The organism is Pseudomonas sp. GW456-L13 (assembly GCF_017350115.1).
GTDB lineage: Bacteria > Pseudomonadota > Gammaproteobacteria > Pseudomonadales > Pseudomonadaceae > Aquipseudomonas > Aquipseudomonas jessenii.
The window spans coordinates 2,046,413-2,060,162 of record NZ_JACNAS010000001.1 but is presented as its reverse complement, the minus strand read 5'-3'; the positions used below and the strand labels follow the sequence as shown (position 1 = coordinate 2,060,162).

At 61.3% G+C, this 13,750-nt stretch carries 15 protein-coding genes; 10 read left to right on the top strand and 5 right to left on the bottom strand.

The genetic code is table 11. The annotated features are described in order from the left end of the window. The first annotated feature begins 143 nt into the window (after positions 1–143). Both J4D25_RS09415 and J4D25_RS09410 read left to right on the top strand, forming a co-directional pair. Entirely contained in the window at positions 144–1,058 is a 915-nt protein-coding gene (locus J4D25_RS09415) for an alpha/beta hydrolase (protein ID WP_057716203.1), read from the top strand. Next, a complete protein-coding gene (locus J4D25_RS09410) occupies positions 1,055–1,384 on the top strand; it encodes a hypothetical protein (RefSeq protein ID WP_057716202.1) in 330 nt (109 codons plus the stop codon). The genes J4D25_RS09415 and J4D25_RS09410 overlap by 4 nt, the downstream gene beginning before the upstream one ends. Positions 1,385–1,522: 138 nt before the next feature. Here J4D25_RS09410 and J4D25_RS09405 read toward each other — a convergent pair whose 3' ends face one another. The 3 genes from J4D25_RS09405 to J4D25_RS09395 all read right to left on the bottom strand — a co-directional run bounded on the left by J4D25_RS09405 (position 1,523) and on the right by J4D25_RS09395 (position 3,439). Then, on the bottom strand, positions 1,523–2,320 hold the full coding sequence (locus tag J4D25_RS09405; RefSeq protein WP_057716201.1) for an OmpA family protein: 798 nt from the start codon (positions 2,318–2,320) through the stop codon (positions 1,523–1,525). A gap of 45 nt (positions 2,321–2,365) precedes the next feature. Beyond that, the gene (locus J4D25_RS09400; protein WP_057716200.1) at positions 2,366–2,779 is read right to left on the bottom strand and encodes a DUF4398 domain-containing protein; all 414 of its coding nucleotides are present in this window, start codon (positions 2,777–2,779) and stop codon (positions 2,366–2,368) included. Between the two features lie 315 nt (positions 2,780–3,094). Next, entirely contained in the window at positions 3,095–3,439 is a 345-nt protein-coding gene (locus tag J4D25_RS09395) for a hypothetical protein (protein ID WP_008051389.1), read from the bottom strand. A 202-nt stretch (positions 3,440–3,641) separates the two neighbouring features. On the opposite strand from J4D25_RS09395, the gene ppc reads away from it, so the two are divergent. The 6 genes from ppc (at position 3,642) to J4D25_RS09365 (ending at position 10,282) form a co-directional block, all read left to right on the top strand. Then, on the top strand, positions 3,642–6,272 hold the full coding sequence (gene ppc, locus J4D25_RS09390) for a phosphoenolpyruvate carboxylase (protein ID WP_057716199.1): 2,631 nt from the start codon (positions 3,642–3,644) through the stop codon (positions 6,270–6,272). A gap of 288 nt (positions 6,273–6,560) precedes the next feature. Beyond that, positions 6,561–7,208: an adenylate kinase gene (adk, locus tag J4D25_RS09385; protein WP_057716198.1), complete on the top strand. Its 648-nt coding sequence runs from the start codon at positions 6,561–6,563 to the stop codon at positions 7,206–7,208. Positions 7,209–7,302: 94 nt separating this feature from the next. Further along, a complete protein-coding gene (gene tsaB / locus J4D25_RS09380; protein WP_057716197.1) occupies positions 7,303–7,977 on the top strand; it encodes a tRNA (adenosine(37)-N6)-threonylcarbamoyltransferase complex dimerization subunit type 1 TsaB in 675 nt (224 codons plus the stop codon). A gap of 283 nt (positions 7,978–8,260) precedes the next feature. Then, the gene (locus J4D25_RS09375; RefSeq protein WP_057716196.1) at positions 8,261–8,566 is read left to right on the top strand and encodes a hypothetical protein; all 306 of its coding nucleotides are present in this window, start codon (positions 8,261–8,263) and stop codon (positions 8,564–8,566) included. After that, on the top strand, positions 8,566–9,426 hold the full coding sequence (locus J4D25_RS09370; protein ID WP_057716195.1) for a DUF72 domain-containing protein: 861 nt from the start codon (positions 8,566–8,568) through the stop codon (positions 9,424–9,426). The genes J4D25_RS09375 and J4D25_RS09370 overlap by 1 nt, the downstream gene beginning before the upstream one ends. 34 nt (positions 9,427–9,460) lie before the next feature. Further along, positions 9,461–10,282 carry an isocitrate lyase/phosphoenolpyruvate mutase family protein gene (locus J4D25_RS09365; protein WP_057716194.1) on the top strand — a complete coding sequence of 274 codons (822 nt, stop codon included), beginning with the start codon at positions 9,461–9,463 and terminating at the stop codon, positions 10,280–10,282. A 22-nt stretch (positions 10,283–10,304) separates the two neighbouring features. On the opposite strand, the gene J4D25_RS09360 is transcribed toward J4D25_RS09365, so the two are convergent. Then, positions 10,305–10,925 (bottom strand): hypothetical protein, encoded by a 621-nt coding sequence (locus tag J4D25_RS09360; RefSeq protein ID WP_057716193.1) that lies wholly within the window; start codon positions 10,923–10,925, stop codon positions 10,305–10,307. 93 nt (positions 10,926–11,018) lie between these two features. Here J4D25_RS09360 and J4D25_RS09355 point away from each other — a divergent pair, with 93 nt between their 5' ends. After that, on the top strand, positions 11,019–11,801 hold the full coding sequence (locus J4D25_RS09355; protein WP_057716192.1) for a class I SAM-dependent methyltransferase: 783 nt from the start codon (positions 11,019–11,021) through the stop codon (positions 11,799–11,801). Positions 11,802–11,913: 112 nt separating this feature from the next. Here the strand turns inward: J4D25_RS09355 and J4D25_RS09350 are convergent, their stop codons facing one another. Next, positions 11,914–12,552 carry a TetR/AcrR family transcriptional regulator gene (locus J4D25_RS09350; protein WP_057716191.1) on the bottom strand — a complete coding sequence of 213 codons (639 nt, stop codon included), beginning with the start codon at positions 12,550–12,552 and terminating at the stop codon, positions 11,914–11,916. 93 nt (positions 12,553–12,645) lie between these two features. Here J4D25_RS09350 and J4D25_RS09345 point away from each other — a divergent pair, with 93 nt between their 5' ends. Beyond that, positions 12,646–13,746: an efflux RND transporter periplasmic adaptor subunit gene (locus J4D25_RS09345; RefSeq protein WP_057716190.1), complete on the top strand. Its 1,101-nt coding sequence runs from the start codon at positions 12,646–12,648 to the stop codon at positions 13,744–13,746. Positions 13,747–13,750: the final 4 nt, after the last annotated feature.

Below are 13,750 nucleotides of genomic sequence, written 5' to 3'. Positions count from 1 at the left end.
AAGAATTCCCCTGTGGGAGCGAGCCTGCTCGCGATGGCGGCTTTACATTCAACATGGGTGCAAGCTGACAGATCGCAATCGCGAGCAAGCTCGCTCCCACAGGGGATTGTGTTCCAATCCATTATTTCGCGAGGTTTCACCGGATGAGAATCCTCGGCATCGTCTGCCTTCTCCTGGCCCTGAACGGCTGCAGCTCGCTGCTGTTCTACCCCGAACCCGGCCAGTTGTTCACGCCGGAAAAGGCCGGGCTCGAATACCGCACCGTCACCTTGAACACCGCCGATGGCCTCAAGCTGAACGCGTGGTGGCTGCCGGTGAAGCAGGGTGTCGAGGTCAAAGGCACGGTGCTGCACCTGCACGGTAACGGCGGCAATCTGCCAATGCATCTGGGCGGGAGTTGGTGGTTGCCGGAACAGGGCTATCAAGTGCTGCTGGTGGACTATCGCGGTTATGGCTTGTCCGAAGGCAAACCGAGTCTGCCGGCGATCTATCAGGACATCGATGCGGCGTTCAAATGGCTCGACCAGGCCACCGAGGTCAAGGGCAAGCCGCTGATCCTGCTCGGCCAAAGCCTTGGCGGTTCGATGGCTGTCCACTACCTCGTTCAACACCCCGAGCGGCAGAAACAACTCAAGGCTTTTGTCCTCGACGGCGTGCCCGCCAGTTATCGCAGTGTCGGCCGGTATGCGCTGAGTAATTCATGGGTGTTCTGGACGTTCCAGGTGCCGCTGTCGTGGCTGGTGCCGGACGGCGACAGCGCGATCAACTCCATGACGCAACTCAAGGACGTGCCGAAACTGATCTACCACAGCATCGACGATCCGATCGTGCCTCTTTCCAACGGCATCCGACTGTATCAAGCTGCGCCGCCGCCGCGGGTGCTGCAACTGACCCGTGGCGGTCATGTGCAGACGTTCGCCGACCCGGTCTGGCGCAAGGTCATGCTGCGTTATCTCGATGACCCGCAACATTTCAACGGCCTGCGCCGCCTGGGTGAAATCCCCAACTACCCGGCGCCCCCGAATTCAGAAGATGAACCACCAGAGAGTCCGCAATGAGTGAAGAACGCAACGCCATCCCGCTGATCATCACCGGTATCTGCAGCATCCTCGGCACCGTCGGTGCCCTGTGGTGGTACGGCTATCTGCACTTCGCCAAGCCCGAGGATGCGTTGCTGCTCAGCGACTTCACCATGCTCAAGACCGTGCCGGGCGAGGACTACAAAGTTTCCCTGGCGCCGGCGGCCCAAGTGGCCCAGTGCATCGATGGCGTGCTGGTGCTGTTCGACACCGAACAGAAAGGCCTGACCGGCGTGCTGGTCGACAGCAAGAAAAAAGCCGTGCGCTGCATGGGGCAGGAGACGCCGCAGAAGCTGGAGCAGTAACGCGATTCTGGCTGGCAATAAAGAACCAATGTGGGAGTGAGCTTGCTCGCGATGGCGGTGTAGCAGTCAACATGGATGTTGAATGTTATGGCCTCATCGCGAGCAAGCTCGCTCCCACAGGTTTTGCATTGAGGCAAATTACTGGGTGTAAGAGCTAACCGCCGAACGCGGAATCACCGGTTGGTTATCGTTGGAAATCGTCACCTCCACCCGACGGTTCATCGCCCGGCCCGATGTGCTGCTGTTATCCGCCACCGGATATTCCTTGCCGTAACCCTGGGCGACGATACGCGCAGGATCAACGCCCATCTTCACCAGTGCCGCACGCACGGAACCCGCGCGACGTTCCGACAGCGACTGGTTGTGCGACGCCGTACCGGTGCTGTCGGTATAGCCCTCGACAATCACTTTGCGCTCGGGGTTTTCCTGTAGGTACTGCGCCAGTTTGTTGATGTTCGCCAGACCGTTGGATTTCAGCTCGGCCTTGTCGGTGGCGAACAGCACATCACCGAAGGTCACCAGTGTCCCGCGATCGGTCTGCCTGGCGTTGAGGCTGTCCTTCAACTGTTTGATCTGCTGATCACGGGCGTCGAGGCGCGCCTGAGCCCGTTGCGCCGAGGCATCTTTCAGGCTGGCCTCGGCGGTGCGCAGGGCGATGGTCTGCTTGGCCACTTCGACGCGCTGGTTGGTCAAATAGGCAAGCTGGTCGACCGTGGCCACGTCCTCCTTGTCCCTGTAGGCCTTATCGGCCTTGTCCAGATAGTCGCTGGCTTCCTTGGTTTCCAGGGCCGCAACCTTGGCCGCTTGCGGATCGGTTTGCAGGCCGGTGTAGTTGGTGCGGGCCTGTTCGAGGTTGGCGTTCGGTGGTGTGGAGCAGGCTGCCAGGGTTACGGTGACAGCCAGCAGGGCAGGGATCATCAATTGACTGGATTTCATGATTTCGTCCTTTTAGTCGAGTGGGAATGCGTGGTGCCGCGCCGCTTACTGAACGGTGCGCTGGCTTTCCTGACGCAATTCCTGAACGCCTTTCTGCGCGTCCTTCACTGATTGTTCGGCCTTCATCGCCTGGGCCTTGCGCTCGGCCACGCGAGCGTCCCACTCGGCCTGTTCGGCGAGCATCCGGGCCTGGTCGTATTTTTTGTCGTGCATGGCGATTTCGGCTTGCTTGAGCTTGTCCTGGGCCGACTTCATTTCCACGGCGGCGAACTCGGTGCCGCCGGCGCTCACGGCGTCGTTGACGGCCGATTGGGTGACCGCGTACTGCTCGGTCGGCGGGTTACCGGCGCAGCCGGCCAGGACCAGGCTGCTGCCCAGGGCCAACGCCGCCAGTTTGAGGCTACGCGAACAGGTGAATGAGGGGCTTCCGATTCGGGTTTTCATGGTCTTCAACTCCATTGGGCCAGTTCCTGAAAAACGTCGAAGTCCACCCTGGGCAGGGCGCTGAAACCATCAATTGCGGGGTATTTTGAAACGCTCGTCCCAGGCGTGGTTACTTGGGTTGACCCGAGGCTTTTTTTGAAAGTTCAGAGAAATTAGTCAGCCATTGAAAAAGCCTGAACGAATCGACAGGGCTCTAAATCGCATACTTGTGGGAGCGAGCTTGCTCGCGATGGACTTCACTACGCCGCGTTTAATCAGTCATCACGCGGTTTCGTTAACGCCCATCGCGAGCAGGCTCGCTCCCACATAGGGAGGAGTGCGGGGAGTAAATCAGTGTTTCTGTTTGTCGTCGGGCACCGACAAATCGTGCAAATGCCGACGGGACAGCGCCAGAAAGCGCGGGGTCGGCCCAATGTCTTCGTACAGCGGATCGCCTTCTTCATCGGTGGCGACCACGGTTGTGCCCTTGACGTACGGGAAGCTTCTTTCCAGCTCTTCCAGTGCGGCGCCGATCAGATCGCCGAGCAGTTCTTCAGGATGCCGTTTGGGATACATCTCGACGAGCGCGGCCAGGCGTGCGGCAGACTCCACGTCCAGATGAATCGAGTAGCCGGTGTCGGTCAGGCGACCCTTGGCGTTTTCTTCCCAGTGGTGGGCAAGCTCGCGGATTTTCATATTGACCTCATTGCGCTCCCGCTCGTGGCAGGCAGAGTGAGTGTCCGGCATTGGCCGGCGACAACCGTTGTACGGCTTACCGTTCAGACTAGCTTCAACAGGCAAGGTTTACAGTCCCTTCGTCGTCTTGCTTGTAAGAACCTGTCTGGGGCGGCACTCTCTTGTTTCTTAGCCGCCCGGATTTTTTGCTGGAGACCTGCTGATGACCGATATTGATGCACGCTTGCGCGAGGACGTTCACCTGTTGGGTGAGCTGTTGGGCAACACCATTCGTGAACAATATGGCGACGGTTTTCTCGACAAGATCGAGCAGATCCGCAAAGGCGCCAAGGCTGACCGGCGCGGCTCCATGGACGCCGAGCTCAGCGCCAGTCTCAACCAGTTGACCGAAGACGAGTTGCTGCCGGTGGCGCGGGCGTTCAACCAGTTCCTCAACCTGGCCAACATCGCCGAGCAATATCAGTTGATTCACCGTCGCGAGGAATCCCGGGAGGCGCCGTTCGAAGCCCGGGTGCTGCCGGAGTTGCTCGCGCGCCTGCGCGCCGAAGGGCATGGCGCCGACGCGCTGGCCCGGCAACTGGGCCGGCTGGAGATCGAGCTGGTACTCACGGCGCACCCTACCGAAGTTGCACGCCGCACACTGATCCAGAAGTACGACGCCATCGCCGCGCAACTGGCGGCTCAGGATCACCGTGACCTGACCAGTGCCGAGCGCGAGCAGATCAAGACCACCTTGCAACGCCTGATCGCCGAAGCCTGGCACACCGAGGAGATCCGCCGCACGCGCCCGACGCCGGTGGACGAAGCCAAGTGGGGTTTCGCGGTGATCGAGCATTCGCTTTGGCAGGCCATTCCCAATTATCTGCGCAAGGCCGATCAGGCCCTGTATGCCGCCACTGGCCTGCGCCTGCCACTGGAGGCGGCACCGATTCGCTTTGCCTCGTGGATGGGCGGCGACCGCGACGGCAACCCGAACGTGACGGCGGCGGTGACCCGAGAGGTTTTACTGTTGGCGCGCTGGATGGCGGCCGATTTGTACCTGCGCGATGTCGATCGCCTGGCCGCTGAGCTGTCGATGCAGCAGGCCAGTGATGAATTGAAGGCCCGGGCGGGAGACAGCGCCGAGCCGTACCGGGCAGTGCTCAAACACCTGCGCGAACGCCTGCGGGCAACGCGTAACTGGGCACATGCCGCCTTGTCGACGTCCGCGCCGGCACCGATCGATGTGCTGCAGGACAACCGCGAACTGCTCGATCCACTGGAGCTTTGCTACCACTCCCTGCACGAGTGCGGCATGGGCGTGATCGCCGATGGGCCGTTGCTCGATTGCCTGCGTCGGGCAGTGACATTCGGTCTGTTCCTGGTTCGTCTGGATGTGCGCCAGGACTCGTCGCGACACACTGCCGCAATGACCGAAATCACCGACTATCTCGGCCTGGGACGCTACGAGGACTGGAGCGAGGAGGAGCGCATCGCCTTCCTGATGCGCGAATTGAGCAATCGTCGGCCCTTGTTGCCAAACTACTTCAAGCCTTGCGCCGACACCGCCGAGGTACTGGCGACCTGCCGGGAGATCGCCGCTGCGCCGCCGGCATCCCTCGGTTCCTATGTGATTTCCATGGCCGGTGCGGCTTCCGATGTACTCGCCGTGCAATTGCTGCTCAAAGAGTCCGGCGTGTTGCGGCCGATGCGTGTGGTGCCGCTGTTCGAAACCCTGGCCGACCTCGACAACGCGGGGCCGGTGATCGAGAAGCTGCTGCTGTTGCCGGGCTATCGCGCGCGCCTGCAAGGGCCGCAGGAAGTGATGATCGGCTACTCGGATTCGGCCAAGGACGCCGGCACCACCGCGGCGGCCTGGGCGCAGTACCGGGCGCAGGAGCGACTGGTGGATATCTGCCGCGAGCAACAAGTCGAGCTGCTGTTGTTCCACGGTCGCGGCGGCACGGTGGGGCGTGGCGGCGGCCCGGCGCACGCGGCGATCCTGTCGCAGCCACCGGGTTCGGTGGCGGGGCGTTTCCGCACCACCGAACAGGGAGAAATGATTCGATTCAAATTCGGCCTGCCGGACATCGCCGAGCAAAACCTCAATCTGTACCTGGCCGCCGTGCTTGAGGCGACCTTGCTGCCTCCGCCGCCACCTACGCCCGAGTGGCGCCATTTGATGGACGAACTGGCTGCGGATGGTGTCAGCGCCTACCGCGCCGTGGTGCGGGAAAACCCGCAGTTCGTGGAGTACTTCCGCCAGTCCACGCCGGAGCAGGAGCTCGGCCGTTTGCCGCTGGGCAGTCGTCCGGCCAAGCGCCGGGCTGGGGGGATCGAAAGCCTGCGGGCGATCCCATGGATTTTCGGCTGGACCCAGACGCGCCTGATGCTGCCGGCCTGGCTGGGTTGGGAAGCGGCCCTGAGCAAGGCGCTGGAGCGTGGCGAAGGCGAACTGCTGGGGCAAATGCGCGAGCAGTGGCCGTTCTTCCGCACCCGCATCGACATGCTGGAAATGGTCCTGGCCAAGGCCGATGCCGACATTGCACGGTCCTACGATGAGCGTCTGGTAGAGCCGAATCTGTTGCCATTGGGTGCGCACTTACGCGACCTATTGTCGCAGGCGTGCACCATCGTTCTCGGCCTGACCGGGCAGTCGCAGCTGCTGGCACATAGCCCAGCGACCCTTGAGTTCATCCGCTTGCGCAACACCTACCTCGACCCGCTTCATCTATTGCAGGCCGAGTTGCTGGCCCGTTCAAGAGTGCAGGACGTGGCGCAGGGCAGCCCGGTAGAACAGGCCTTGCTGGTGTCTGTGGCGGGGATTGCCGCCGGTTTGCGCAACACCGGCTAAGGTCTTTGCCATGGGGTCAGGCATCCGGCAGGTGAGCCGGATGCCGCCGTTTGACGGGTGCAAAAGTGCTGCCAGGCGACAGTTAATGACGGGGTTGCGACTTGGGAAACTGTGCGCAATGGTCGCAGGAGGCAGCGGTTTCTCCGACTTTTGGCGTCTTGTGTGGGCGCAGCCTGCTGTGTATCTTGATCAGCCTTTGACCGTTTGGGCGGTCACGACCCTATTTTTGAGATTGGCCCCACGAGGCGAATCTGACGTTATCCATATAAAAAATTGAGGAGCACATCGATGCGCGTCATTCTGCTGGGAGCTCCCGGGGCCGGTAAAGGTACTCAGGCACAGTTCATCACCGAAAAATTCGGCATTCCGCAAATCTCCACCGGCGACATGTTGCGTGCAGCGGTCAAGGCCGGCACCGAGCTGGGCATCAAGGCCAAGAGCATCATGGATGCCGGTGGCCTGGTGTCCGATGACCTGATCATTGCACTGGTCAAGGACCGCATCGCCCAGTCCGACTGCGCCAACGGTTTCCTGTTCGATGGCTTCCCGCGCACCATTCCCCAGGCTGAAGCCCTGGTGACTGCAGGCGTCGAGCTCGATGCCGTGGTTGAAATCGCCGTTGAAGACGAAGAAATCGTCCAGCGTATCGCCGGTCGCCGTGTTCACGAGGCCAGCGGCCGCGTGTACCACATCGTCTACAACCCGCCGAAAGTGGCTGGCATTGACGACGTCACCGGTGAAGAGCTGGTGCAGCGCAAGGACGACACCGAAGAAACCGTGCGTCATCGCCTGTCGGTCTACCACTCCCAGACCAAGCCGCTGGTGGACTTCTACCAGAAGCTGTCGGCTGCCAATGGCAAGCCGAAGTACAGCCACATCGAAGGCGTCGGTTCGGTTGAAGCGATCACCGCCAAGGTGCTTGCAGCCCTGAGCTGAAAAGTCTGACCCGCTGCATCATCCACGGCCCGCTTGCGGGCCGTAGTTGTTTATACTGACGCACTTTTTTCCGATCTCTCTTGTGGATACATCGATGAGCACCTTGCTGGCCCTGGACACCGCGACTGAAGCTTGCTCCGTTGCCTTGCTGCATGACGGCAAGGTCACGAGCCATTACGAGGTGATCCCGCGCCTGCACGCGCAGAAGCTGTTGCCGATGATCAAGCAATTGCTGGCCGATGCAGGCACCACGCTGCAAGCGGTCGATGCCATTGCCTTCGGCCGTGGCCCGGGCGCCTTCACCGGTGTGCGTATCGCCATCGGCGTGGTGCAAGGCCTGGCGTTTGCCCTGGATCGCCCGGTGCTGCCGGTGTCGAACCTGGCCGTGCTGGCGCAACGTGCGCTGCGCGAACACGGCGCCACGCAGGTCGCCGCCGCCATCGATGCGCGCATGGATGAAGTGTATTGGGGTTGCTACCGCGAAACGGCCGGGGAAATGCGCCTGGTGGGGGCGGAAGCGGTACTGCCGCCGGAGTCTGCTGCATTGCCGGCCGATGCCGGCGGCGAATGGTTCGGCGCAGGCACCGGTTGGGGCTATGGCGAGCGTATCGCCGTCAGCCTGAGCGGGCAGGACGCGGGTATGTTGCCCCACGCGCAAGACTTGCTGACACTGGCGCGATTTGCCTGGGCGCGCGGCGAGGCGATCGTGGCCGATGAGGCGCAGCCGGTGTATCTGCGCGATAAAGTGGCGACGCCCAAGGCGCGGTAAGCGTTGTTCCTGTGGCGAGGGGGCTTGCCCCCGTTCGGCTGCGCAGCAGTCGTAAATCCATTCAAATTGGTACGTCGGATAAAACTCGGGCCTCGGGTTTAGGGGCCGCTTCGCAGCCCAACGGGGGCAAGCCCCCTCGCCACAAGAGCAAATCAAGCCAATCGTCATTTTCTAATCCGGCTTTTAAACCTTTTGCCTTTTATGTGTTCTAGTTATCACTCGGCGGTTTGCGAAGTGGATTTTGCGCCACTAAACTGCCATCACTGATTCCGAGTATGCACTTATGCGTATAGACGGCGTTTCCTCTCAGTCCTACCCCATCAAGCGCAAACCCCGCAAAGGCCGCGTGGTGGAAGACGACGCCATTGATATCGAAGGCGAGCTGGAATTCCCGACTGAAGAGCAACTGGCTGCCCGCGCCGCCAAAGCCTCTGCGCAAAAACTGAGCAATCTTCCCGCCCGTCAGCAAGACATGATTTACCACCGTGCCATGAGCAAAAGCGTAGCGACAGCCCTGGCCAGCTACCTGAGCACCGCCGGTTTCGTCGATTGGGAAGCGGATGTGCTGGGTCTCGACCTGTACATCTGATGGTGCTGCCGTATTACCTCGGTTGCCCCTCCTGGAGCGAGAACGCCTGGCGCGACTACCTGTATCCGCCCGACGCTAAACCCGCCGATTTTCTTGATCTCTATTGCCAGGTTTTCAATGCAGTGGAAGGCAACACGACCTTCTACGCGAGCCCGGCTGCCAGCACCGTGCAGCGTTGGGCCGAAACCATGCCCGAACATTTTCGCTTCACCGCCAAGTTTCCCGGCGAGATCAGCCACGGTGGCGATCTGCGCGAGCAACTGACCGCCGCCGAAACCTTCCTGCAATTGCTCAGCCCTCTGGGTGAACGGGTGTCGCCACTTTGGTTGCAGTTGTCGAAAAGCTTCACGCCCCAACGTTTGCCTGAGCTGGCCGGATTTATCGATGCCCTGCAGCGACCACTGGCCGTTGAAGTGCGGCATGACGAGTTTTTCGCCAAGGGTGACAGCGAACGAATGCTCAACCGGCTGCTGCTGGATCGCGGTGTCGAACGCATCTGTCTCGATCCCCGTGCGCTGTTCAGTTGCACCTCGACCGAGCCTTCGGTGCTCCACGCCCAGTCGAAGAAACCCCGTGTGCCACCGCGGCCGGCGGCATTCACGCAATTTCCGCAGGTGCGTTTTATCGGCCATCCGACGCTCGAGGCCAACGATACGTTCCTGGAACCATGGGTCGAGAAGATCGCGCTATGGATCGAAGAAGGTCGCACGCCGTATATCTTCCTGCACACTGCCGACAACCTGCTGGCCGCGAAACTGGCGCAGCGTTTTCACGCCCGGCTGATGCTGCGTTTGCCTGGCTTGCCGGCGCTGCCTGAGCTATACAGAGAACCCGTCGCCGAGCAACTTGGCCTGCTCTGAGGCGGATTCTTTCCCCTCTTCAGGAGCCTGCCCAATGGATGCGCAAACCCTTCGAGCCCAGGCGTTCAAAGCCCTTCACGAACGCCCCGGGGCATTTGTGATTCCCAATCCGTGGGATGCCGGTTCGGCAAAAATGCTTGCCAGCCTCGGCTTCGAGGCGCTGGCGACTACCAGTGCCGGTTATGCCTTTTCCCAGGGGCGTGCCGATGGCGGATTGACCCTCGACGATACCCTGATGAACGTTCAGGCGATTGTCGCCGCCACCGACCTGCCGGTTGCCGTGGACCTGGAAAACGGCTTTGCCGACAACCCGGCTGATTGCGCCAAAAGTATCTTGCGCGCGGCAGAGGCCGGCGCCGTCGGTGGTTCGATCGAAGATGCCACCGGCCGCGAAGAAGGCCCGATCTATTGTTTCGAACATGCCGTGGCGCGCATCGAAGCCGCTGTGGCTGCCGCTCGCAGTCTGCCGTTCGACTTTACATTGACTGCCCGGGCGGAAAACTTTCTGCACGGCAATCCCGATCTGGCCGACACCATCCGCCGTTTGCAGGCATTCGCCGAGGCCGGTGCCGATGTGCTCTACGCACCGGGCCTGCGCAGTGCCGAGGATGTGCTGGCGGTGGTGCGCGCCGTGGCGCCAAAACCGGTGAATGTGTTGATGTCGGGCGGCTTGAAGCTGACGGTCGCGCAGTTGGGGGAAATGGGCGTCAAACGTATCAGCGTCGGTTCGGCGCTGGCATTGGCGGCCTATGGCGAATTCTTCCGCGCCGCCGAAGAAATCCAGTCCTCAGGCACGTTCGGTTTCACGTCCCGGTCGATGCCGTATCAGAAGGCGAATCAGTTTTTCAAAGGTTGAGGGAAGAGGGCGCGGCTGAGGATCAGGCGGCGATGCGCAGGTTCTGCAGGATGATCGGGCGCGCCCAACCATTGTCGAAATCGAGTTGTTTCTGCTGCTCCACCCGTTCTTCTGGCGAGAACGGCGGGAACGGCTTGTCGAGCAGATCGAGTTCGAACTCGGCGATGGGCAGGTGCAGCGGACGCGGTTGCGGGGCAGGGCCGGTTTCTGGCAGCGGTTGACCGGCGTTCAATACGATCGGGCGAACCCAGCCGCTTTCGAAGTCCTGCTGTTTTTGCTGGGCGACGATTTCGTCCGCCGGGAACGGTGGGAATGGCTTGTCCGCCAGGTCCATTTCGAATTCGGCAATCGGCAGGAACAGCGGCTCGGGCGGGCGGATTACGTTGTCCTTCACGTCGCATTCACGCTGGGACACGATGTGGGCCAGCAGGTCGCTGCCGACCGTGGGTTCAACAGGACTTTCGAGATCGACCGGTGGAAAATTCAGAGACTCAGGTAGCACTTCACCCGACTGTTCGGCCAGCGCTCGGGCAAAGAAATCCTGCCAGATGTGGCTGACGCCGCTCAGTGCCTGGGTGTTTCGCAGGTTGTAGTCGCCGTAGGGCGAGATAAAACCTGTGATTGTGGGTTGAATGTCTGACATTTCTCTCGGTAGACGCTCAGCTCTGGCAAAATGCTCGATAGTTTTGTTATCGGCAGTTTTTGCCGATCATTAATTTTTTGAGCGTGTTTTCCGATGATTGATCAACCTGCGGCCTGCCGCATCCATGTCCAGGCCCTCGACGCGGCTTTCGAGCCACAAGCCGAGCAATGGGCCGAGCGCCTGGGCCTGCCAATGCAAGTAGCGGACGGCGAATTTGCCTTGCAGGTGGGTGACATGGGCTTGCAGCTGCAACAGCTGGGGCCGGATGCGCCGGGGCCGGTGCGGGTGGACTTCGTCGAGGGTGGTGCGGCCCATCGCCGACTGTACGGCGGCGGCAGCGGGCAGATGATCGCCAAGGCTGTTGGCGTCGCCCAAGGCGTGCGCCCGCGGGTGCTGGATGCCACGGCGGGGCTGGGCAAGGATGCGTTCGTGCTGGCCAGTCTCGGTTGCGAGATGAGCCTGATCGAGCGTCAGCCGCTGATCGGTGCCTTGCTGGAAGACGGCCTGGCCCGTGGCGCGGAAGATTTCGACGTGGCGCCGATCGTGGCGCGCATGCGCTTGCTCAAGGGCAATTCGATCGAGGTCATGCGCAACTGGGAGGGCGAACCACCCCAGGTGATCTACCTCGACCCGATGTTCCCGCACCGCGAGAAAACCGCGCTGGTGAAGAAGGAAATGCGCCTGTTCCGGCCGCTGGTGGGCGATGACCCGGATGCGCCGGCATTGCTCGAAGCCGCGTTGGCCCTGGCCAGCCACCGGGTGGTGGTCAAGCGTCCGCGCAAGGCACCGTGCATTGAAGGGCCGAAGCCGAGTCATGCGCTGGATGGCAAGTCCAGTCGGTATGACATCTATCCGAAGAAGGCGCTCAAGCCGTAGGACCGAGTCGCCCCAATCGCGAGCAAGCTCGCTCCCACAGGTACGGTGAAAACCTTGTGGGAGCGAGCTTGCTCGCGATGGCGTCAGTCCAGACACCAACAATCCATCAGGCTCACTCAGGCCGATAAGCCCGCATAAACAACCCCACCACCTCCCGCACATGGCTCTCCGCCTCTTCGCCAACCGGCGGCTCGCCGCAGCCATACAGCAAACGGAAATTTCCGGCGCCCTTGAGCAGGCAGAAGAAGTGCTCGGCCGCGTTGTGCGGCTTGTCGATACGCAGCACGCCACTTTCGTCGATCTTGCTCAGCAGGCGCTCCATGCCATGCAGCATGCGCTGCGGCCCGGCCTCGAAGAAGATTTGCGCGAGTTTCGGATCCTGGCTGCCCAGGGTCATCATCAAGCGGTGCAGGTTCACTGATTCATCACTGTTGATCAGTTGATGAAAACCGCGCGCGATGTTCAGCAGCACGGTTTCCACGGCCACGCCTTCCGGCAGTTCGAAGAACAGCGGTGGCAACTGTTCCTCGCACTTGGCCATCACGGCGGAGGAGAACAGCGTCTCCTTGTCGTTGAAGTGGCTATAGACCGTCAGCTTCGACACGCCGGCCTCGGCCGCGACGGCATCCATGCTGGTATTGGCATAACCCTTACTCAGAAACAGCACTTTCGCTGCATCGAGAATTGCCTGGCGCTTGACCAGGTCCTTGGGTCTGCCTGGGCCATTGGGTGCTGAAAGATTGTTTGGCATATTCGTTTTTATTACTGGACTGGTGAGTTTGCTATTAATAACATACTGCTCAGTATAATTATTCAAAGCACCATTAGCGAAAGGTCCTTCACCATGTTCCGCTATGCCTTGTCCCTCGCGTTGCCAGTCACCCTGGCTTTTTTATTGTCTGCGTGTGGTCATGAAGAGGCGCCGCAAGTCAGCGTGCGCCCGGCCATGGTGGTCCAGCCAGAGCCTTCGGCACAGGCCATGGAAAGCTATCCCGGTGAAGTTCGCGCGCGGTATGAGCCGGATCTGGCGTTCCGCATCGGCGGCAAAGTCAGCCGACGACTGGTCGAGGAGGGGCAGCGGGTCAAGGCCGATCAACCCTTGGCGGAGCTCGATCCCCAGGACGTGCGCCTGCAACTGGAGGCCACTCGCGCCCAGGTCGCAGCCGCCGAAGCCAATCTGAACCTGGTGCGATCCGAGCGTGATCGCTACAAGACCCTGATGGAGCGTCAACTGGTCAGTCGTTCGCAATACGACAACGCCGAAAACCTCTATCGTTCCGGTGAAGCGCGCCTCAAGCAAATCAAAGCCGAATTCAACGTTTCCAATAACCAGGCCAGCTACGCCGTGTTGCGTGCGCCGCAGGACGGCGTCGTGGCCAAGCGCCTGGTGGAAGTCGGGCAAGTCGTGGCAGCCGGGCAAACGGTGTTCACACTGGCCACCGATGGCGAGCGTGAGGTCTTGATCAGCCTGCCGGAGCAGAATTTCGGCCGCTTCAAGGTCGGTGAACCGGTGTCGGTGGAACTCTGGACCCAGCCCGACCAGCGTCTCGCCGGGCGCATCCGTGAATTGTCGCCCTCAGCCGACCCCAAGTCGCGTACCTTCGCGGCGCGTATCGCCTTCAAGACCGGCACTGTGCCTGTCGAACTGGGCCAGAGCGCCCGAGTGTTCGTGCAGGCCGCCGACGTGGTTCCACTGTCCGTTCCGCTGTCTGCGCTGACGGCGGAAAACGGCGTGACTTATGTCTGGGTCGTCCGCGCCAACAACACCTTGCAAAGGACCCCGGTGCGGGTCGGTGCCTTCGGCGAGAAAACCGTACCGGTACTTGAAGGGCTCAGCGCCAGCGACTGGGTGGTGGCCGCCGGTGTTCATGTGCTTCTCGAAGGGCAGCAGGTGCGCCCGGTGGATCGCTCCAATCGCGTGGTCAATCTGGCGGACAAGGAGTAAGCCC

Bases quoted from the DNA above. Each gene is read 5' to 3' on its own strand.
- J4D25_RS09415 (WP_057716203.1), top strand. From the start codon at position 144: ATGAGAATCCTCGGCATCGTCTGCCTTCTCCTGGCCCTGAACGGCTGC.
- J4D25_RS09410 (WP_057716202.1), top strand. From the start codon at position 1,055: ATGAGTGAAGAACGCAACGCCATCCCGCTGATCATCACCGGTATCTGC.
- J4D25_RS09405 (WP_057716201.1), bottom strand. From the start codon at position 2,320: ATGAAATCCAGTCAATTGATGATCCCTGCCCTGCTGGCTGTCACCGTA.
- J4D25_RS09400 (WP_057716200.1), bottom strand. From the start codon at position 2,779: ATGGAGTTGAAGACCATGAAAACCCGAATCGGAAGCCCCTCATTCACC.
- J4D25_RS09395 (WP_008051389.1), bottom strand. From the start codon at position 3,439: ATGAAAATCCGCGAGCTTGCCCACCACTGGGAAGAAAACGCCAAGGGT.
- ppc (WP_057716199.1), top strand. From the start codon at position 3,642: ATGACCGATATTGATGCACGCTTGCGCGAGGACGTTCACCTGTTGGGT.
- adk (WP_057716198.1), top strand. From the start codon at position 6,561: ATGCGCGTCATTCTGCTGGGAGCTCCCGGGGCCGGTAAAGGTACTCAG.
- tsaB (WP_057716197.1), top strand. From the start codon at position 7,303: ATGAGCACCTTGCTGGCCCTGGACACCGCGACTGAAGCTTGCTCCGTT.
- J4D25_RS09375 (WP_057716196.1), top strand. From the start codon at position 8,261: ATGCGTATAGACGGCGTTTCCTCTCAGTCCTACCCCATCAAGCGCAAA.
- J4D25_RS09370 (WP_057716195.1), top strand. From the start codon at position 8,566: ATGGTGCTGCCGTATTACCTCGGTTGCCCCTCCTGGAGCGAGAACGCC.
- J4D25_RS09365 (WP_057716194.1), top strand. From the start codon at position 9,461: ATGGATGCGCAAACCCTTCGAGCCCAGGCGTTCAAAGCCCTTCACGAA.
- J4D25_RS09360 (WP_057716193.1), bottom strand. From the start codon at position 10,925: ATGTCAGACATTCAACCCACAATCACAGGTTTTATCTCGCCCTACGGC.
- J4D25_RS09355 (WP_057716192.1), top strand. From the start codon at position 11,019: ATGATTGATCAACCTGCGGCCTGCCGCATCCATGTCCAGGCCCTCGAC.
- J4D25_RS09350 (WP_057716191.1), bottom strand. From the start codon at position 12,552: ATGCCAAACAATCTTTCAGCACCCAATGGCCCAGGCAGACCCAAGGAC.
- J4D25_RS09345 (WP_057716190.1), top strand. From the start codon at position 12,646: ATGTTCCGCTATGCCTTGTCCCTCGCGTTGCCAGTCACCCTGGCTTTT.